Source organism: Shimia sp. SK013, from assembly GCF_001292625.1.
GTDB lineage: Bacteria > Pseudomonadota > Alphaproteobacteria > Rhodobacterales > Rhodobacteraceae > Shimia.
Genome location: NZ_LAJH01000009.1, coordinates 89,850 through 108,839, shown reverse-complemented (window position 1 = coordinate 108,839; position 18,990 = coordinate 89,850). Strand labels below are relative to the sequence as shown.

Annotated in this window: 18 protein-coding genes; 8 read left to right on the top strand and 10 right to left on the bottom strand. The window is 56.9% G+C overall.

Annotation, left to right across the window (positions count from 1 at the left end):
* Positions 1–3: 3 nt before the first annotated feature.
* From SHIM_RS03015 to SHIM_RS02985, 7 genes are all read right to left on the bottom strand, one after another.
* The gene (locus SHIM_RS03015; protein WP_054001152.1) at positions 4–525 is read right to left on the bottom strand and encodes a holin family protein; all 522 of its coding nucleotides are present in this window, start codon (positions 523–525) and stop codon (positions 4–6) included.
* On the bottom strand, positions 516–1,127 hold the full coding sequence (locus SHIM_RS03010; RefSeq protein WP_054001151.1) for a holin-associated N-acetylmuramidase: 612 nt from the start codon (positions 1,125–1,127) through the stop codon (positions 516–518). The genes SHIM_RS03015 and SHIM_RS03010 overlap by 10 nt, the downstream gene beginning before the upstream one ends.
* A 140-nt stretch (positions 1,128–1,267) precedes the next feature.
* Positions 1,268–1,717, bottom strand: a complete 450-nt coding sequence (gene ccmE, locus SHIM_RS03005) for a cytochrome c maturation protein CcmE (protein WP_054001150.1) — start codon at positions 1,715–1,717, stop codon at positions 1,268–1,270.
* Positions 1,718–1,748: 31 nt separating this feature from the next.
* Positions 1,749–2,777 (bottom strand): N-acetyl-gamma-glutamyl-phosphate reductase, encoded by a 1,029-nt coding sequence (gene argC, locus SHIM_RS03000; RefSeq protein WP_054001944.1) that lies wholly within the window; start codon positions 2,775–2,777, stop codon positions 1,749–1,751.
* Between the two features lie 106 nt (positions 2,778–2,883).
* Positions 2,884–3,696, bottom strand: a complete 813-nt coding sequence (locus SHIM_RS02995) for a glutamate racemase (protein ID WP_054001149.1) — start codon at positions 3,694–3,696, stop codon at positions 2,884–2,886.
* Positions 3,697–3,714: 18 nt separating this feature from the next.
* Positions 3,715–4,593, bottom strand: a complete 879-nt coding sequence (locus SHIM_RS02990; RefSeq protein ID WP_054001148.1) for a lysophospholipid acyltransferase family protein — start codon at positions 4,591–4,593, stop codon at positions 3,715–3,717.
* Between the two features lie 153 nt (positions 4,594–4,746).
* On the bottom strand, positions 4,747–8,160 hold the full coding sequence (locus tag SHIM_RS02985; protein WP_054001147.1) for an indolepyruvate ferredoxin oxidoreductase family protein: 3,414 nt from the start codon (positions 8,158–8,160) through the stop codon (positions 4,747–4,749).
* 182 nt (positions 8,161–8,342) lie between these two features.
* Between SHIM_RS02985 and SHIM_RS02980 the strand changes: the two genes are divergently transcribed.
* The 8 genes from SHIM_RS02980 to grxD all read left to right on the top strand — a co-directional run bounded on the left by SHIM_RS02980 (position 8,343) and on the right by grxD (position 16,843).
* Complete coding sequence (locus SHIM_RS02980) at positions 8,343–9,248, top strand: LysR family transcriptional regulator (RefSeq protein WP_054001146.1); 906 nt, start codon at positions 8,343–8,345, stop codon at positions 9,246–9,248.
* Between the two features lie 274 nt (positions 9,249–9,522).
* On the top strand, positions 9,523–11,802 hold the full coding sequence (locus SHIM_RS02975) for a mechanosensitive ion channel family protein (RefSeq protein WP_054001943.1): 2,280 nt from the start codon (positions 9,523–9,525) through the stop codon (positions 11,800–11,802).
* A 77-nt stretch (positions 11,803–11,879) separates the two neighbouring features.
* A complete protein-coding gene (locus SHIM_RS02970) occupies positions 11,880–12,923 on the top strand; it encodes a BamA/TamA family outer membrane protein (RefSeq protein WP_054001145.1) in 1,044 nt (347 codons plus the stop codon).
* Positions 12,924–13,007: 84 nt separating this feature from the next.
* The gene (gene purL, locus SHIM_RS02965; protein ID WP_054001144.1) at positions 13,008–15,167 is read left to right on the top strand and encodes a phosphoribosylformylglycinamidine synthase subunit PurL; all 2,160 of its coding nucleotides are present in this window, start codon (positions 13,008–13,010) and stop codon (positions 15,165–15,167) included.
* Positions 15,168–15,170: 3 nt separating this feature from the next.
* On the top strand, positions 15,171–15,704 hold the full coding sequence (locus SHIM_RS02960; protein ID WP_054001143.1) for a hypothetical protein: 534 nt from the start codon (positions 15,171–15,173) through the stop codon (positions 15,702–15,704).
* Positions 15,705–15,769: 65 nt separating this feature from the next.
* The gene (locus SHIM_RS02955) at positions 15,770–16,006 is read left to right on the top strand and encodes a BolA/IbaG family iron-sulfur metabolism protein (RefSeq protein WP_054001142.1); all 237 of its coding nucleotides are present in this window, start codon (positions 15,770–15,772) and stop codon (positions 16,004–16,006) included.
* A gap of 134 nt (positions 16,007–16,140) precedes the next feature.
* Positions 16,141–16,374, top strand: a complete 234-nt coding sequence (locus SHIM_RS02950) for a hypothetical protein (RefSeq protein ID WP_054001141.1) — start codon at positions 16,141–16,143, stop codon at positions 16,372–16,374.
* A gap of 106 nt (positions 16,375–16,480) precedes the next feature.
* Entirely contained in the window at positions 16,481–16,843 is a 363-nt protein-coding gene (gene grxD / locus SHIM_RS02945) for a Grx4 family monothiol glutaredoxin (RefSeq protein WP_054001140.1), read from the top strand.
* Between the two features lie 76 nt (positions 16,844–16,919).
* On the opposite strand, the gene SHIM_RS02940 is transcribed toward grxD, so the two are convergent.
* The 3 genes from SHIM_RS02940 to SHIM_RS02930 form a co-directional block, all read right to left on the bottom strand.
* Complete coding sequence (locus SHIM_RS02940) at positions 16,920–17,450, bottom strand: cytochrome b (RefSeq protein WP_054001139.1); 531 nt, start codon at positions 17,448–17,450, stop codon at positions 16,920–16,922.
* A 321-nt stretch (positions 17,451–17,771) separates the two neighbouring features.
* Positions 17,772–18,155, bottom strand: a complete 384-nt coding sequence (locus SHIM_RS02935) for a cell division protein ZapA (RefSeq protein WP_054001138.1) — start codon at positions 18,153–18,155, stop codon at positions 17,772–17,774.
* Positions 18,155–18,970, bottom strand: coding sequence for a hypothetical protein (locus SHIM_RS02930; RefSeq protein WP_054001137.1), 816 nt, complete (start codon positions 18,968–18,970; stop codon positions 18,155–18,157). The genes SHIM_RS02935 and SHIM_RS02930 overlap by 1 nt, the downstream gene beginning before the upstream one ends.
* Between the last annotated feature and the right edge of the window lie 20 nt (positions 18,971–18,990).

Here is an 18,990-nt window from a genome sequence, read left to right as displayed (position 1 = left end):
TGACTACCCCGTTTTCGTACGCTGCCAGTCCACAAGCGCCGCGTTGCTGTCATTGACATGATCCAGCCCGCGCACCTCTTCAATCGCCTCCACAACTTGCGGCACGCGCGCCACCGTTTGTGCAATCTGGCGCTGAAACTCTTGTCCCTTTGTCTGATGGCGCGCCCCAAAATAGAAACTCACCACCACCCCCAACAGCCACCACAACGGTTCCGGCACCAGCGACATGCCCGCCATCCGCTGTGAGAACCAAACCGGATCAACCATTGCCGCCGCAAACAACCCCAGACAGCCCAACGCCATCGCTGGTCGCGGCAGCCGGTTGACCCCGTCCATAAACCGATCAAACCAACCGCGCCTGCCGCCAATGAACTCTGCCTGAAACCCATCCATCGCGGCGATTTGCACATCCTGCGCCCGCTGCGCCCCGGCCTCCGCGTTTTCGCGAAACACCTCAACGGTCTCGCGCACCACGTTGCGCCCACCGCCAAACACCAAGGTCAACAACTTGCCCATCAGCCCCATTTGGCAATCCTCCGGCCAAACTCTGCGTCGCTCAAATGATACTTTGGCAAAATGAACTCTTCCGCCCGCTTGATCCACCCGCCCTTGCCGCCTTTGCGGGTCCGTGCAAATTTGCGCAAGCTCGGCCGCGCGTCCGCCAATTTCAGGTAATAATTCCGCCGCGCGATCCCGTAAGCATCCCTCAAGTGGCTTGGCGACACAGTTGCAGCGGCGTTTGTTGCCTGCGCCGTCTGCGGTCCTATCCGCCCGTCTACGGCCACCTCTTGTCCCATGTGGCCCAACAGACGTTGCAGGATCTTAACCGCGTTTGCCCCCGCGTTGACATACATGTCAAACACGCTCGCCTGCACCACTTCGGGCAAGGCGCCAATGCCTGGTCGCTCAAAATAGTGTTTTACAAAAACCGCTTCCGCATCCGCCCGTGTCAGTCCGCGAATGTCGGCCACATCGACGTCGCCATCGCCATCCGTGTCCAACCCCAAACTGCGTGCTGTGCCGATTGTGACTCCGTATTTTGTCGCACCACCTGGGTCATCAGGATCGTCCACAAATCCACCTTCGCGCGCCACAATTTCGCGCGCCACCGTTTTGACATCCAACATGACAGCCTCCCCGCTAAACTTGCGACACAGAGTGGAAGGCAAGTGTTAAAGCGTCGGTGGCATAACGCGCGGCTGTGTTGCGCAATGAAAAAGGCCCGCGGATTTCACCGCAGGCCTTTCAGTCAACTCTTTGAAAAGGCTTATGACCCTTCGTTCGGGTCCTGATAGACACCCTGTTCTTTCAGCGCGTCCATCACCTCTTTTGGCATGTAGGTCTCATCGTGCTTTGCGAGGATCTCTGTCGCCTCAAACACGCCATTCACGTAAGATCCTGTGCCGACCATGCCTTCGTTTTCCTTGAACAGATCCGGCAAAATTCCGTTAAAGCTGACAGGAATTGAGGCACCGCCATCGGTCACGCTGAAGGTTACTGTATCGCCCTGACCGCGCACCAATGTGCCCTCTTCCACAAGGCCACCAATGCGAAACACTTCGTTGGGCGCTGGCGGTTCCTCAGCCACCTGACTGGGCGAGCGGAAAAAGTTGATGCCATCTCGCATTCCATAGCCGATCAAACCGGTGGACACCATCAACGCCACGAACAACAGGATTATCACCTGCACCCGGCGTCGTTTTTTGAGGCTTTTCATCTCTCATTCTCCTGCGCTTTTGGCGCTGTCATCACGGAAAACACGGCGCCAGCATCAGGCCGGCGGTCTCATCTTCCCCGAGCATCAAGTTGGCGTTCTGCAACGCCTGTCCACTGGACCCTTTGGTGAGGTTATCCAACGCGCAAATCACGATGGCACGCCCTTCGATCCGATCGGCGGTTACACCGATGTGGCAAAAATTGCTGCCCCGCACGTGTCGCGTGCTTGGCATCTCGCCAAACGGCAGCACCTCGACAAACGGCTCCCCGCCATAGGCTCCTGCCAGCGTTGCATGTATCTCGGCAGCGTCGCCCTGCACATAGACGGTCGCAAGAATGCCGCGATTGGCCGGAACCAGATGCGGCGTGAACTGCACTTTAACAGGACGCCCCGCAATTGCGGAAAACTCTTGATCAAACTCGCCCAAATGCCGGTGCGTTCCGCCAACCGCGTAGCCATGATAGCCTTCGCTCAACTCTGCATGCAGGAGGTTCTCTTTGAGAGACCGCCCCGCGCCGGATACTGCACATTTCAAATCCAGAATGATCTGATCCAAATCAATCACCCCGGCTTCGATCAGTGGCCGGAGCGCAAATTGACCCGTTGCGGCGTTACAGCCAGTGCCGGCAACCAGCCGCGCGGCCTTGATCTCTTCACGGTAAAACTCGGTCAGACCGTATACGGCTTCTTTCTGCAATTCGGTTGCGTCATGTTCGCCGCCATACCACTTTGCGTATTCTTCAGGGTCGCGCAGGCGGAAATCTGCACTCAGGTCAACGACCTTAACATCAGATGGCAAGGCCTTGATAACCTTCTGAGATGTCGCGTGTGGCAGCGCGCAGAAGCACAGGTCAACGTTGGCGAAATCGATCTCGTCGATTTTGCACAGGACCGGCAAATCCAGATGACGCAGATGCGGGAAAACGGCGGCCATTTCCATGCCGGCCTTACGATCCGCGGACATGGCCACGATCTCCATGCCGGGATGGGTTGCGATCAAACGCACCAGTTCGGCTCCGGTATAGCCGCTGGCACCAAGAATTGCGATTTTATGGGTCATGGTATCGACCTCTTCCTTGTTCATAGCCCACGCAATTGCGTGGACTGCCCCGTCACTTGCGAGGCTAATTAATCAGAAATTGGGAGAATTGCGAGGGCCTGCGCCCTTACGCCGCTTCAAATGTGATTTGTCGTCGCAAGAATTGCGTCGCACGGTCTGACACTTTTTGCACGTTGCCCGTTGTCAGGAACAGGTTCTCTGTACCGGTTCCAACCATCTTCGGATGCCGCCCAAGGTAATCCGCCAGCGATTCCGCCACCAGATTGGCCTGACTGTAGACCTTCACATCTTCGCCCAATGCCGCCTGAAACGTGTCATGCATGATCGGGTAGTGCGTACAGCCCAAAATCGCCGCCTGCGGGTCGGGCATTTTGCGCTTAAGCGCATCAACATGGCTGCGCACCAAAGCTTCGGCCAAAATCATGTCGCCATCCTCGATGGCATCCACCACCCCGCCACAGGCCTGCGCCTCAACATCGACACCAATCGCACGGAACGCCAGCTCGCGCTGAAACGCACGGCTCGCCACCGTCGCAGGCGTTGCAAAAAGCGCGGTATGTTTGATTTCCACTTCGCGTGGCGGGCTATTGTCGCCCCAGCTACGTTCGGTCAGAGCTTCGATCAAAGGCACCAGCACGCCCAACACGCGTTTGTCCTGCGGCACCCAGCTTTCCTGCATCCGGCGCAGCGCGGCGGCGCTCGCGGTGTTGCAGGCCAAAATCACCAGATCGCACCCCGCATCCCACATGCGTTCAACCGCCTGTGTCGTCAGCCCGTAAACGTCGTCGGCATCGCGCACACCATATGGCGCATGTGCATTATCGCCGAAATACACAAACGGCACGTCGGGCAATCGCTTACTCACCGCGTCCAGCACGGTCAGACCGCCCAAACCACTGTCAAAAATTCCAACTGCCACACCACACCTCTTCGCGCCTTATGCGCGGTATTTCTCTTCAAACTCAAACCCATAGTCCATATTGGCCATAGGCCTCGGGCTCAGAGAATAAGTGCTGTCGCGCAGGAAGTCCATGAGCGCCTTGGTATCCGTGGCGCGGCTCTTGACCGCATCCGCATCCAACGGTTTGCCCACAACGACCCGCACGGGCGTGTCCACGCGTTTCTTAAACTCACGGATCAGAAACCCCATGCGCAGCGTCACATGCAGGTGGCTCGCGATCTGGAACAAACGAGACGTGTGGCCATCAAAGTAGACCGGCACCACAGTCGCTTCCGACTTCGCCACCATCCGCGCGGTAAACCCGCGCCACCCCGGATCCATCGGCAAACCAAAAGGACGCTCCGCCGTGCTTACCGTGCCACCTGGAAAAATCCCGATTGCACCTCCGCCTGCCAGATAATCCAGCGATGTTTTCCGCGTCTGCAGGTTCAGTTTCACCGCCTCTTTGGTTTCGTCAAAACTGATCGGCAGGATGATCTTGTTCAAATCCTCGGCTTTGCGGAACACTTGATGCGCCAGAATTCGGAAATCGCCTCGGGTCTGACTGAGGATATTGCCCATCATCAACCCGTCTAGAATGCCATAAGGATGGTTGGCGATCATGATCAACGGTCCTGTGGTCGGGATATTGCTCAACGATCCCCCCACAACCTCAAGCGTCAATCCATAACGCTCTCGCATAACCTCCCAGAAATCACGCCCTGCAGCGACTTCGTTCTCATAGCCCTGCGCCCGCTTTATCAGTTTCAAGCGCCCCGTGGCGTTCTCCATCACGCGTATCATCGCGCGTCCCCCCTTGGTTTGGGCGGAATAGGCATAACTGATGTCTCTGGCGACTTCGCGATTTGGAGTCATGGATTTGGCCTGCGTCCTGCGATCTCGGTGTCAGGCCAGCGTATGACAGTTGTACAACAGTTTTTTAACCCTCGACAAAATTCGCGCTCAAAAGTGTGGATTTTTCGCAAGAGGGGCGTGTCTGGCCCGGACTTTTCGCCCGGGCCAATATGTTTACTCCGCAGCGGTGGCCAATGGCCCCTGCTGCAATTCTGCCAACAACGCTTCGCGGCGCTTCGCCGCCTTGGCTTCGTTTTCAATCTTCAGCGGACCAAACCCGCGTATTTCCAACGGCAACTCCGCCAAGGCAATCGCAGCCTCTGGCGCGCCTGCGCCAAACTTGCCAATCACAATAGCCATGTCCGCCTCGTATTGCGCAATCAGAGCGCGCTCCATTTTGCGCTCGGGATGGCGGCCGAATGGATCAAACGCAGTGCCGCGCAGACGCTTGAACTTCGCAAGCACCGGGAACACGCGCATCATACTTGCCCCGTACTCGGTCTTCATCGGCCGTCCGTTCGGTCCTTCTTTCGCCAAAAGCGGTGGCGACAGGTGAACCTTCATCTTGAAATCACCGTCAAAAACCTCTTCGGCTTTTGCCCGCGTCTCAAGATGCAGACGTGCGACCTCGTATTCATCCTTATAAGACAGCAGCTTATGGTAACCCTTGGCGACCGCTTCCTTCAAGCGCTCGTCGCGGACACTTTCCACCAAGGCGTTATATTTGGTGGCCAGCTTTTCATCCTGATACTTCACCAGATGATCGGCACGGAACGCTATTTTCTCGGCCAGGGTCTTGGGTTTCTCAACCACTTTCGGCGCCAGCATGCCCGCGGCATCCGCCGGATACAGCACAGCCCAACGGCCGATCTCAAAGGCACGCAAGTTGCGCTCAACAGCCGCACCGTTGAGCTCGATTGCCGCGACAATCGCCTCATGGCTCAATGGCACGAGCCCCTTTTGCCAAGCCGCGCCAAACACCATCATATTGGAGAAAATGCTGTCCCCCAACGCGACCCGTGACAATTCTGAAGCATCAAACAACGACAGGTCTTCACGCAGGCGCGCTTGCAATGCAACTTCCAAGCGGCCAGTGGGCAGTTTGAATTCTGTATCTTTGGTGAAGTCGCCCGTGATGATTTCATGGCTGTTAACCACGGCACCCGTGCGACCCGTTGATGTCAAACCAAGTGTCTTTGCACCGGCGCTCACCACCAGATCGCCCCCGATCAACGCATCCGCCTCACCCGTTGCCACTCGTACCGCGCTGATGGCCTCAGATGTTTCTGCCAGACGACAATGGATATGAACCGCGCCGCCCTTTTGGGCCAGCCCCGCCATCTCCATCATCGCGGCTGCTTTGCCGTCGATCTGTGCCGCTTGTGACAGAATCGCGCCAATGGTCACAACGCCCGTACCGCCAACACCGGTGATCACCACGTTGTGCGTGCCATCAATGGATTTGACCTCGGGCATCGGCATCTCAGGCAAGTCCAGCGTCGCCGTCGCCGCCTTTTTGATGGTCGCACCTTCAACAGTCACAAAGCTCGGACAGAAGCCATTCACACAGCTGAAATCCTTGTTACAGCTGGATTGGTTGATCTTGCGTTTGCGGCCCAACTCGGTCTCAACCGGCTCGATGGAAATACAGTTGGACTGCACCCCGCAATCGCCGCAGCCTTCGCAGACATCGGTGTTGATAAACACCCGACGATCCGGATCAGGGAACAACCCCCGTTTGCGGCGGCGACGTTTTTCGCTGGCGCAGGTCTGCACATAAATAATGCACGATACGCCACTGATTTCGCGAAATTTCTTCTCCACATTCATCAACTCGGCCCGTTCGTGGAAGGTCAGCCCAGTTGGGAACACGGCCTGATCCACGTCTTCTTTTTCGTCATAAACCACGGCAACATTTTCAACGCCCATCGCACGCACTTCGTCTGCAATCCGTTGCGGGCTCAAATCGCCATCATTGGCCTGCCCGCCGGTCATCGCTACGGCATCGTTGAACAGGATCTTGTAGGTGATGTTGGTGCCCGCCGACATCGCCGCGCGGATCGCCTGAACGCCGGAGTGGTTATAGGTGCCATCCCCAAGGTTCTGGAACACGTGTTTGGTGTTGGAAAACGGTGCTTCGCCAATCCAGTTCGCGCCCTCGCCGCCCATATGGGTAAAGCCAGTGGTCTCGCGGTCCATCCATTGCACCATGTAGTGACAGCCAATGCCCGCATAGGCGCGGCTACCGTCGGGCACCTTGGTTGATGTGTTGTGCGGACAGCCCGAACAGAACCACGGCGTGCGCACGGCAATATCTTCTGCATTGTCGGCACGCTGCGCTTCTTTCAAGGCGTTCATCCCGGCCTTTACGCCATCTGTGCCACGCCCTTCATCGACCAGAATGTCGCCCAGCTTTTCGGCAATCATGATCGGATCAAGCGCACCGCGTGTCGGGAACAGCTCTTCGCGCCCCATCAGGCCAGCGCCACCTTTGTACCAGCCATACACTCGCCGCCCCTGACGGGAGTCAAAAATGGCCTCCTTGATCTGGATTTCGATCAGCTTGCGCTTTTCTTCAACCACCACAATGAGATCAAGTCCCTCGGCCCATTCGTTGAACGTGGTCATATCCATCGGAAAAGTCTGGCCAACTTTATACGTGGTGATGCCCAGCCGTTCCGCCTCACCCTCGTCAATACCCAGCAAATCCATCGCATGCACGAGATCAAGCCAGTTCTTGCCTGCAGCCACAAAACCGATTTTCGCACCGGGTGTTCCCCACATGCGTTTGTCCATCTTGTTGGCGCGCGAAAACGCCTCCGCGGCAAAGCGTTTGTAATCAATCATCCGCGCTTCTTGCGCGTGCGGCGTGTCTTGCAACCGGATGTTCAGGCCGCCTTCGGGCATGGCAAAATCTGGTGTCACAAACTGCAACCGATGTGGATCGCCGTCCACCACGGCGGTGGCCTCAATCGTATCTTTCATGGTCTTCAGGCCAACCCAGACACCTGCAAACCGGCTAAGCGCCAAGCCATACAGGCCGTAATCCATGACCTCTTGAACGCCAGCCGGTGACACCACCGGCATGTAAGCATCCACAAGCGCCCATTCGGACTGGTGCAATACGGTCGAACTTTCACCCGTGTGGTCGTCCCCCATCGCCATCAGAACGCCGCCGTTTTCAGACGTGCCCGCCATATTGGCGTGACGCATCACGTCACCGGTGCGGTCAACACCCGGCCCCTTGCCATACCAAAGACCAAAAACCCCATCGAATTTGCCTTCGCCGCGCAGCTCCGCCTGCTGGCTGCCCCACAGCTGAGTCGCGGCCAAATCTTCGTTCAGACCCGACATAAACAGCACGTCACTGGCCTTCAGCTCTTTGTCGGCGCGCAACATCTGGCTGTCGACCGCGCCAAGTGGCGAGCCGCGATACCCGGTCACATAGCCTGCAGTGTTTAGCCCCGCCTTGGTATCACGTGCCTTTTGCATCAACATCAGACGCACCAGCGCCTGCGTTCCGTTCAAAAGCACGTCCCGTTTGGTCAAATCCAAACGATCATTTAGCGATACCTTGTGAATGCTCATCTTGCGCTCCCCCCGCTTGACGGTCCAATTTCATCTTAACGCAACAATAGGTCACAATATCTGACCTATGCAAACAATTTTTTGAGATGCTTTGATAATGGTTTTTGCCTATGCTCTGACTTCGCAGGCTTTATTTGCATGCGTTGCAACGTAAGAAGACTTCGGACAAGAAAGTTACCCTGATGGATTGGGACAAGCTCAGAATATTTCACGCGGTCGCGGACGCCGGCAGCCTTACCCATGCTGGTGATGTGCTCCACCTGTCTCAGTCGGCGGTTTCCCGGCAGATTCGCGCGCTCGAGGAATCGCTCAACACGACCCTGTTTCACCGCCACGCACGCGGCCTGATTCTCACCGAACAGGGCGAATTGCTGTTTGATGCGACGTCTTCGATGAACAAGCGCCTTGATGCCGCCGCCGCGCGAATCCGCGACAGCGAAGAAGAAGTTTTTGGTGAATTGCGCGTCACCACCACCATCGGGTTCGGCACGCTTTGGCTGGCGCCGCGCTTGCCGCATCTTTATGACAAATACCCCGACCTCAATATCGATTTGATGCTTGAGGAAAAGGTGCTTGATCTTCCCATGCGCGAGGCCGACGTCGCCATCCGAATGAAAGAGCCAAGCCAGGCCGACCTGATCCGCAAACGCCTGATGAGCGTGCGCATGCGCCTTTATGCAACACAGTCTTATCTGGAAACCAACGGCACGCCGGGTTCGCTTGAAGAGCTCACCGACCACAGACTTATTTGTCAAAACCTCAAATCCGAACAAGTCGGCGCTGGTGCCACATACGTTCAGGGCCTGCTCGCAAACAACGTGACCTCGATGCTCTATGTGAACAATTACTTCGGCGTGCTTCAGGCGGTACTGCATGATCTCGGCATTGGGGTGCTGCCAGACTACGTTATCCAGGATTTCCCTGATCTGACCCGTGTTTTCCCCGAGTCTGAAAGCGCGGAAATCCCTGTCTTTCTGGCTTACCCCGAAGAAATGCGTCAATCCAAGCGCATTGCCGCGTTCCGCGACTTTGTGCAGGAAGAAATTATTTCACACCGCAAGCAGTTGAGACAGAAAGAGAATATTTGAGCTATGCAAAAATTGCATAGCGGGCATGCTGCGCCTGCGACATGATATCCCTTGAAGGATTCAAAACTGACTACTAATTCATCTCTTGAAGACGGTGATTGCTTAACAGCGCATCATCTTCATACCTCCCTGTTGGACTAAGGCCGAGCTTATCGCTCGGCCCTTTTTTTTGCCCAATCATCAAGCTATTTTTCCTTCTCACGCATCTTTTCTTGACGCCATGTGCATTCGTCCCGTCTTCTGTGACAAAGACTTTATTTTTTGGGTTGGTTTTATGACGCGTTATTTTTTCGTTCTGCTGCTTCTCGCAGCACCTTTGTTTGCGGCGCATTCCGCAAAGGCACAAGCTTTGCCGACGACAACACTCTCGACCGCCGCAGAGCCTGAGCCGGTCTCGCCAGAAGAGATGACTCCTGAAGCCATCAACGCGATGGTCGCGAGAATGTCGGACGACGCGGTGCGCGAACTGCTTTTGGACCGGCTGGATGCCGTTGCGATGCAGGACGACGCCGCAGCGCCACCGCAGTCCGTACTCGAAACGGCCCGTATGCTCTGGTTCGCCTTCAGCAATCAGCTCATGGACGCAGGGCAGAAACTGCCCAAACTCTTTCCAAAACAAATTGAGGCCCTTTCAAACTTTACAGCCAGCAACGGAGGGCTTGCCGGCGTGGTGACTCTCTTTGGCTTGATCGCCTTGGTGCTTGCGATTGGCTTTGCCGTTGAATTTGCGGTGCGAACCTATCTGGTAAAAATCCGCAATCCCGATCCGAGCGAGCCACAGCATTCGTTGCGCGAGGCACTCACTTTCCTGATCAAGCGCTTCTTCCGTGAAATATTTGGCCTCATTGTCTTCTACATTACAGTTCGCATTATCGGTCGCTTGGTCTTTGACGCCAACGACCTGATCTTTGTGGCACCTTTTGTTGGCTACCTGATTTGGATGCCGCGCGTCGCCGCCGCCTTCTCTCGCTTTATGATGGCGCCCGAACGATCTGACCTGCGTCTGGTGAATGTGTCTGACAAATGGGCTGCGTTCATCCACCGCCACATCACCGGATTGATACTCTTGGGTGGTTTCACGCTCTTTGTCGTTGGTTTTAACCGCGACAACGGTATTCCCCCTGGCGAAACACGCATTGGGTTCTGGATCGACAGTCTCGTCTATGTCTACCTCGCCTACATTGCGTGGACAGCCCGCGAAGGCCTCAGCGACATGATGCGTGGCAAAGACCCCGACAACACCGAGTTTGATGAAATGATGGCGCGCGGCTACCCCTATTTCGCGATTGGTGTGGCTGGCGGCATGTGGGTGATTGTGTCTACGCTTATTGGCCTAAACCAGGTACAAATGCTGATTGGCGGTGCGCATTACAGCACAATGTTCCTCCTTCTGATGACCCCTGTTATCGACACCGCTATTCGCGGTTTGGTGCGCCATCTTGTGCCCCCGATGGAAGGCGACGGCGCCGTCGCAGAGGCGGCTTATGTCGCCACCAAGCGCAGCTATGTGCGTATCGGCAGGGTCATCGCACTGGGCATCGTTCTGTCAATGATTGCCAAAACCTGGAACCTATCTCTTTTCGACTTGTTTCAAGACCGCGCGGGGATCGGAGACAACCTCTTCTCCTTCACCATGACGGTGATTGTGGGATATGTGGTTTATGAGGGCGTCTCTCTCTGGATCAACCGTCGTTTGGCGGCGGAATTCACTACCCTTGGCCTGTCCCAAGACGACGCAGGCGGCGACGAAATGGGCGGAGCGGGTGGCTCGCGGCTGTCCACAGTATTGCCCCTGACGTTGGTCACAGCCCAAGCCACGATAATTGTCATCTTCGCCCTGCTCGCCATCGGCAACCTTGGCGTCGACATCACGCCCCTTCTGGCGGGTGCTGGCATCGCCGGGCTTGCCATTGGTTTTGGCGCGCAAAAGCTGGTCACCGACGTGGTGTCGGGCGTGTTCTTCCTTGTGGATGACGCTTTCCGCACCGGTGAATATGTCGAAATCGACGGGACCATGGGCGCGGTTGAGAAAATCTCGATCCGCTCGATGCAACTGCGCCACCACCGCGGCCCGGTCCACACCATTCCCTATGGCGAAATCCCCAAGCTCACGAACTATTCGCGCGACTGGGTGATCATGAAACTCAAATTCACGGTGCCCTTTGATACCGACCCCAACAAAGTCAAAAAGATCTTCAAGAAAATTGGGCAGGAGATGCTGCAAGAAGACCTTTTCAAAGACGACTTCCTGCAGCCTTTCAAATCACAAGGCGTCTTTGACATCGACGATGTCGGCATGATCATGCGGGGCAAATTCATGGCCAAGCCCGGCAAACAGTTCATGATCCGCAAGGAAATCTACAACCGCGTCAAATCCGAATTTGCGGCCAACGGCATCGACTTTGCCCGCCGCGAAGTGCGCGTGGCCATTCCTGGAATGGACCACGAAAACATGTCCGACGCTGAAAAAGCCGCGGTGAGCGCCGCTGCTTCAGAGGCCGCACAACAGCAAGTCGAAACCGGCGATGCAGCCCCTGCAAAGGGACCGGACTAGGGTCAATGGTCCTGTGCAACTCTCTTCGTCGGTTTTGTTGCTCAGGCGCACTCATTGCCGCCCTTTTAAGTCCCGCGTTGGGTCTTGCTGACACAGGCACAGAGGTTCTGACCGACCAGATTTCCAAGGCCAATGCCGAAGACACCGGTTTCAAAAACGGCTCCGTTGTTGTCGCTCCTATCCCGTTTCGCAACGAACTCGTCGGCGCGGGGCTCGCGCTTGGCCTTGGCTACCTCCTGAAAACGGACGAAGACAGCGACACTTCTATGATTGGCATCGGCGCCCTGCGCAGCGAAAACGGGTCAGAAGCCGTCGCCGCAACAGCCAGCTTTGCTTTTCTCGAAAACACATGGAAACTCAACCTGACCGCGGGTCAGGCAGATATGTTCTATGACCTCTACATCGGCAATCTGAAATTTCCTGTGAATCAGGACGGCACACTGGTCAACGCCGAACTCCTGCACCAAGCTTGGCAAAACACCCATGTTGGTGGCCGTCTGCGCTATCTGGACACAACCCTCGCCTATAACACTGCATTACCCGCTCTTCCGGTTTTGCCGCTGGTCACCGCAGAGTTGGTCAGCCTGTCCGCGCTCTTGCGTTGGGACACCCGCAACGACACGTTTTCTGCCACGTCCGGCCACTATCTGGATGTCGAGGCCATGCACGGAGAGTTGCTGAACCAAAACAACCACAACTATCAAAAACTCACCGCGCGCTTTACCACCTACCGTGCCTTCAGCCCGAGAAACAGCGTCGCGCTGCGGGCCACAGCTTGTATGGCCTCAAGCTCTGCACCATTCTTTGACAAATGCTCCCTTGGCGGCACAGACAGCTTTCGAGGCTACAACCCCACCCGCTTCCTGAATTCCCGTCTGCTCTCCTTTCAAGGCGAGTTCCGCCACAACTTCACCGACCGTCTCAGCGGCGTGGCCTTTGCCGGCATCGGGTTCTCTGGCCCCTCTTTCGAGCGCTTAGACAACGGTGGAGGGCAGATCGCCGGCGGCCTCGGAGGACGGTATCAGCTTTCCAAGAAATTCAAGGCCATGTTCTCAGTAGACGTCGCCCGCAACGAGGCAGGAGAGAACACTCTTTACGTCTACGTCGGTCAGCGTTTCTGAGCCTGACCGCCTACCCCCTTTCCCTTTTGGCCCTGCTGTCCTAAAAGCCCCTCAAACGCTGTTTATTTTGGGGACTCTCGCGACATGCAGGAACCGGCCATCACCACCGATCTTATCGAAGCTCATGGACTGAAACCTGACGAATACGACCTGATCCTCGAGATCATCGGCCGCGAGCCCACTTTCACAGAACTCGGCATCTTCTCTGCCATGTGGAACGAGCACTGCTCATATAAGTCATCCAAGAAATGGCTGCGCACCCTGCCCACCGAGGGCCCGCAAGTGATCTGTGGCCCTGGCGAAAACGCTGGCATTGTCGACATCGGCGATGGCGATGCGGTGGTTTTCAAAATGGAAAGCCACAATCACCCGTCCTACATCGAACCCTATCAGGGCGCAGCGACTGGCGTTGGCGGTATCCTGCGCGATGTTTTCACCATGGGCGCACGTCCCGTGGCCGCAATGAATTCCCTGTCTTTTGGCGAACCTGCCCACCACAAGACCACGCAACTGGTGAACGGCGTGATCGAAGGCGTTGGCGGTTACGGCAACTGCTTCGGTGTGCCGACTGTGGGCGGCGAAGTCCGCTTTCACCCCGCTTATAACGGCAACTGCCTTGTAAACGCTTTCGCGGCTGGCCTCGCCAAATCTGACGGCATCTTCTACTCCGCTGCCTCCGGCATCGGCATGCCTGTCGTCTATCTTGGCGCAAAAACAGGCCGTGATGGCGTTGGCGGCGCCACCATGGCGTCTGCGGAATTTGACGACACGATCGAAGAAAAACGCCCCACTGTACAGGTTGGCGACCCCTTCACCGAAAAGCGCCTGATGGAAGCCACCCTGGAACTGATGCAGACCGGCGCGGTGATCTCCATTCAGGATATGGGCGCCGCGGGTCTGACCTGTTCTGCCGTCGAAATGGGTGACAAAGGCAAGCTGGGCGTAAAGCTCAACCTCGAAGACGTGCCGCAGCGCGAAGACAACATGACAGCCTACGAAATGATGCTGTCAGAGTCCCAAGAACGCATGCTGATGGTCCTCAACCCCGAGCTTGAGACCGAGGCCCGCGCCGTCTTCACCAAGTGGGATCTCGACTTTGCCATCGTTGGCGAAACCATCGCCGAGGACCGCTTCCTGATCCTGCACCACGGCGAGGTCAAAGCCGATCTGCCACTCTCTCCACTCTCAGGTCGCGCGCCGGAGTATGACCGCCCATGGGTTGAAACCCCTGCCGCCGAGGAACTCGCCGATGTCCCACAAATCGACGCTATCGACGGCCTCAAAGGTCTGATCACATCGCCGAACTACGCCGGAAAACAGTGGGTCTATGAGCAATACGACACCACCGTCATGGGCGACACCGCCCAGCGTCCGGGCATGGGGTCGGGCGTGATCCGCGTGCACGGCACAGACAAAAAGCTGGCCTTCACCTCCGACGTGACGCCCCGTTATGTCAAAGCCAATCCGATCGAGGGCGGCAAACAGGCCGTTGCCGAAGCTTTCCGCAACCTGTCTGCTGTTGGCGCAAAGCCTCTGGCCAGCACCGATAACCTGAACTTCGGCAACCCCGAAAAGCCTGAAATCATGGGCCAGTTCGTGGGCGCCATCAAAGGCATCGGCGAAGCTGTCGCAGCACTCGACATGCCCATCGTGTCCGGCAACGTCTCGCTTTATAACGAAACCGACGGCTCCGGCATCCTGCCAACTCCGACAATCGGCGCCGTGGGCCTGATTGCCGCCGGCGAAGAGCCCATCCTTGGCGAGGCCCGCGACGGCCACGTTGCCATGCTGATCGGCGACACCACCGGCCACCTCGGTCAATCCGCCCTGCTGGCAGAAGTCTTCAACCGCGAAGACGGCGACGCCCCACACGTGGATCTGAAAGCGGAGCGTTTGCACGGTGATTTTGTGCGCGATAACCGCGACTGGATCAAAGCCTGCACCGACTTGGCCGATGGCGGTCTGGCGCTTGCTGCCTTTGAAATGGCCGAGGCTGCAGGCGTTGGCGTGCACCTTGATATGGAAGACACGCCGACCCTCTTTGGCGAAGATCAGGCGCGCTATCTCGTGGCGTGCAACTTTGACCAAGCCGAAGCGCTGATGATCAACGCCCAGCAAGCGGGCGTGCCCATCGCTTCTGTGGGCCGCTTCACTGGTGACACGGTGAAATTCGGCAGCTCCGAGGCGTCTCTGGCAGAACTTTCAGAGACATTCCGCAGCAGCTTTGCCGCTGCTGTAGCCTAAGCCATGGCTGATAGAGTGCCAGATTTACCGGCACTTACCGACGATTGTTCAAGCTGCGCGGCACTTTGTTGCGCAGCTTATCCTTTTGAGGCCCATGAGGATTTCGCAATCCTCAAAGACATGGACAGCCCTTGTTCGAACCTTGCCAACAACTTCCGCTGCACCATTCACCCTGATCTCGCAATCAAAGGGTTTGGCGGCTGCGTAGCCTATTCTTGCGCCGGTGCAGGTCAGCGGGTGACACAGGTGTTGTTTGACGGCGAAGCATGGCGCGATGATCCAGACCTGCTGACCCACATGACCCATGCCCTGCGCGTATTGCGCCCGATCCACGAGGCGCTCAAAGTCTTACAAGAAGCTCATGCGCTCCCGCTGCCTGACGCTCTCAAATCCCGCGCCATCTCTCTTATGGCGGCGCTCTGCCCGCCCGCCCCAACCTCGGTCTGGGATTTTGAAGACGACGCCGTACAGGATGCTCTACACGCCCTGCCCGATTTCATCGACCAGCTCGCACCTCACGTCGACGCTTCTCTCTGAATCGCCTTGCAGAGCCAGCGCCGCATCCCTACATTTTTGACCAACCAAGACAAAGGACATCCCCGATGCCGATGAACCCGCACCAAATCGAAGACCTCCTGCGCGAAACCTTCCCGAATGCCGAAATCGAAATCGGAGGCACCGACGGTGTGCACATGTCCGCAATGGTCGTGGACGAGAGTTTTCGCGGCAAAAACCGCGTGCAACAGCAGCGTGCCGTCTACGCAGCGCTCAAAGGCAAGATGGATGGCAACAATGCCGACCTTCACGCGTTGGCCCTGACAACCCGCCCGCCGGAATAAGGACCTATTTATGGGATATGCGCTTTTGGGAATCGGGTTTGTGAGTCTGCTGGTGGTGATTGTCACCGCAGCCGAGTCCATGCGCCGTGCCCAGTCTCCGCTCGCGCCAATCCCCCCAAAGAAGGGTTGAGCTGATGGATTGGCTGATTCCAACTCTCGCGATTGCGATCATCGCAATGGCTGCTGTTCTGGCATGGCACCGCCGTGACGGCAGCCCGATTGAACAAGACGACACGGATCCAGACCACCACACACTGCGCTCTGATTACCAATCCGGCATGGGTGGCGGCAATGTCTCCACATGGAAAGTCCCGAAGGACCCACAGGCCTACGCCAAGCTGTTTGTACCATCGGACAAGAAAAAGTGACCGCGCCCGTCAAAGCCTGAAAACAGGCTGCATTGGCAAAACGAATGAATTCGCCCTATATGATAGGCAACCCAAATACGGCCCGACCGGCACAAGGAAACGCGACATGAGTGATGTAAACAATAAAATCGACGAAACCGTCAAAGCCAGCGACGTTGTGCTCTTCATGAAAGGCACCAAAGACATGCCCCAGTGTGGCTTTTCCTCCCGCGTGGCTGGCGTGCTGAACTACATGGGCGTCGACTTTACAGACGTGAACGTGCTGGCCGACGAAGGCGTGCGTCAGGGCATCAAGGAATACTCCGACTGGCCCACCATCCCGCAGCTTTACATCAAAGGCGAATTTGTCGGCGGCTGCGACATCATCACCGAGATGGTTCTCTCCAGCGAGCTGGACACAATGTTTGCCGACAACGGCGTGGCATATGACAAAGACGCTGCGGACAAAATTCGCGAAGCCAACGCGTAAGCTCTGCCTTTCAACATACTGAAAAGCCCTGCCAATTTGGCGGGGCTTTTTTGTTAAATGTCTGAACCGTCGCCGATCACGCGCGCCAAACCATGCGCTTCAAAGTGTCATCTTTGTCAATCACATGGTGCTTTATCGCGCCCAGTACATGCAACAGAACCGTGGCAATCATCACCTTGCCCATACCTGCATGTACGGTCCCGGCAATGTCATTCAGCGCTGAAATCTTCGGGCCACCGGAGACGGTGAACAACCCAAAAAAGACAATCGAATGACCGCCAAAGTAGGACATCATCACGCCCGAAACTGGCATCACAACAATTCCCACCAGCAAGATAACATGCGCCAAATGCGCCGCCTTGGCCTGCCAATCGTGATGCAATGGCGCCACAAACCCTTGAGTTAGGCGCCAGACCACCCGCCATGTGCCCAAGACAAGCGCTGCCAGGCCGACTGCTTTGTGCACATTGCGCACCGGCGCCGCTTGCGCGCCTTCCAGAAACAGATCCAACGCCAGCCCGCTGGCCAACAGGCCAATGATCAAAAGCGCCACAACCCAGTGGTTCACGCGCGAAACCCAATTATATGTCGTAAATTGTTCTGCCATTCCGGCCTCCGATACCCCAATCACTCGCAGCCAGCGGCCGTCGTATATTTCCTATACGCGGCTCCTCTACTTTTCCGGCGCGCCGCCCGACACCAAAAGCGCCTTAATCGCGCGACATGGGCAAGATCTTGCTTAAGCCCGTTCGTAGAAAGGAAATTCGCTCCTCGAAGGCCAACCCGCAAGACAATCTTGGGATATCGTAGACCGGGCTTTCACCTGAATGCGTTCAGGTAAAAAAAGCACTCAAACAAAGAAAAACCGGCGACACGCCATCGCCGGATTCTTCATTCAATCGATGGAAATCAGGACTAAAGCCGCGGCTCAGCCAACCTTTTCCTCTACCAACTCAGCGACGGCCTCTGCACGCGCCGTCAATTCCGACAACGTGTCCGTAACCTCAGCTGGCACCACCGGCACCTCCACCCGTGCGGGCTCGACCGATTTGGCCTCTTCAAGCGCGCCTTCGACCTCTGCCAGCTTGACTTCCATCTCGCGCAGCCGATCTTCCAGTCCGGCGGTCTTGTCCGCAAGCATCAACCCCGACATCAGCAACATGCGTCCTTCGGGAATGCGTCCGGCCTGTTCAACCAGCACCCGCGCCTCAGCGTCCAGCATCTTGGCCGCAGACTGCAGGAAATGCTGCTCACCATCCTGGCAGGCCACTTCGAAAACGCGACCGCCCACTTCGATTTGTACTTCAGGCATTACGCATCCTCCTCTTTGGTGGCTTCCGCGTCGGTCCCGTTTGCCACCGACAGCATCGGCGCAAGACCTGTAAGAATAACGTCCGCTTCCGCCATTTCCGCTTCGCGAAGCGCTTTAAGGCTGTCGATCTCGGCCTTTAAAGCGTCGTTGATCAAAGCCACATCCACAACTTTGTCTTCTGCCGCGGCCCGCAGGCGCTCGTTGTTTTCACGCACACCTTTGCCCATGCGGCGCATACGGCGCAAACGCTGCGCCATCTGCTCCATTGCCTCACGATTGGCCAAGAGGCTTTCTTCACCATCACCGGCACCAGCCGTCGCCAGCGAGTTGCGTGCGCTGTCTGCCGCTGCTTCGGCTGCGATCCGTGCAGATGTCTGAACCTCAAGTTGGCCTTCCAAAACAGCTACCTTTTCCGACAATTCCTCGATCCGCTCGTCTGCTTCCTCGCCAGCCGCACTGTCGAGATCAACCGTCGTCCGCAAATCGGCCACTTCGGTCACAGTTGCATCCGCCGCCTCATGCGCTTCTGCCAACTCCGCTTCTGCTTTTTCCGCCGCTTCGCGCGCCACAGAAAGCTCGGCTTCCACCTCGTCTTGCTTCTGCGTCACTGCACGCAGACGTTCTTCCAATTGCGCCGAAGCGCTGGCCTCATGCTCCAGAGCGCGCCGCAGGCTTGCAACCTCTTCGCTCATGTCCTGAACCGCAGGCACTTCCGCGTCCGCTGCCGCGGAAGCCGGACCCAATTTCGCAACCCCGCGGCCAATGCGCTCAAGCGCGCCGCTCAGTCTGCTTTCTAGGTCGCTGATGTCACTCATGTGCCTCGTCCTTGTCGTCA

Coding starts and splice junctions, on each gene's coding strand:
- SHIM_RS03015 (WP_054001152.1), bottom strand. CDS start 525: ATGGGGCTGATGGGCAAGTTGTTGACCTTGGTGTTTGGCGGTGGGCGC.
- SHIM_RS03010 (WP_054001151.1), bottom strand. CDS start 1,127: ATGTTGGATGTCAAAACGGTGGCGCGCGAAATTGTGGCGCGCGAAGGT.
- ccmE (WP_054001150.1), bottom strand. CDS start 1,717: ATGAAAAGCCTCAAAAAACGACGCCGGGTGCAGGTGATAATCCTGTTG.
- argC (WP_054001944.1), bottom strand. CDS start 2,777: ATGACCCATAAAATCGCAATTCTTGGTGCCAGCGGCTATACCGGAGCC.
- SHIM_RS02990 (WP_054001148.1), bottom strand. CDS start 4,593: ATGACTCCAAATCGCGAAGTCGCCAGAGACATCAGTTATGCCTATTCC.
- SHIM_RS02985 (WP_054001147.1), bottom strand. CDS start 8,160: ATGAGCATTCACAAGGTATCGCTAAATGATCGTTTGGATTTGACCAAA.
- SHIM_RS02980 (WP_054001146.1), top strand. CDS start 8,343: ATGGATTGGGACAAGCTCAGAATATTTCACGCGGTCGCGGACGCCGGC.
- SHIM_RS02975 (WP_054001943.1), top strand. CDS start 9,523: ATGACGCGTTATTTTTTCGTTCTGCTGCTTCTCGCAGCACCTTTGTTT.
- purL (WP_054001144.1), top strand. CDS start 13,008: ATGCAGGAACCGGCCATCACCACCGATCTTATCGAAGCTCATGGACTG.
- SHIM_RS02960 (WP_054001143.1), top strand. CDS start 15,171: ATGGCTGATAGAGTGCCAGATTTACCGGCACTTACCGACGATTGTTCA.
- SHIM_RS02955 (WP_054001142.1), top strand. CDS start 15,770: ATGCCGATGAACCCGCACCAAATCGAAGACCTCCTGCGCGAAACCTTC.
- SHIM_RS02950 (WP_054001141.1), top strand. CDS start 16,141: ATGGATTGGCTGATTCCAACTCTCGCGATTGCGATCATCGCAATGGCT.
- grxD (WP_054001140.1), top strand. CDS start 16,481: ATGAGTGATGTAAACAATAAAATCGACGAAACCGTCAAAGCCAGCGAC.
- SHIM_RS02940 (WP_054001139.1), bottom strand. CDS start 17,450: ATGGCAGAACAATTTACGACATATAATTGGGTTTCGCGCGTGAACCAC.
- SHIM_RS02935 (WP_054001138.1), bottom strand. CDS start 18,155: ATGCCTGAAGTACAAATCGAAGTGGGCGGTCGCGTTTTCGAAGTGGCC.
- SHIM_RS02930 (WP_054001137.1), bottom strand. CDS start 18,970: ATGAGTGACATCAGCGACCTAGAAAGCAGACTGAGCGGCGCGCTTGAG.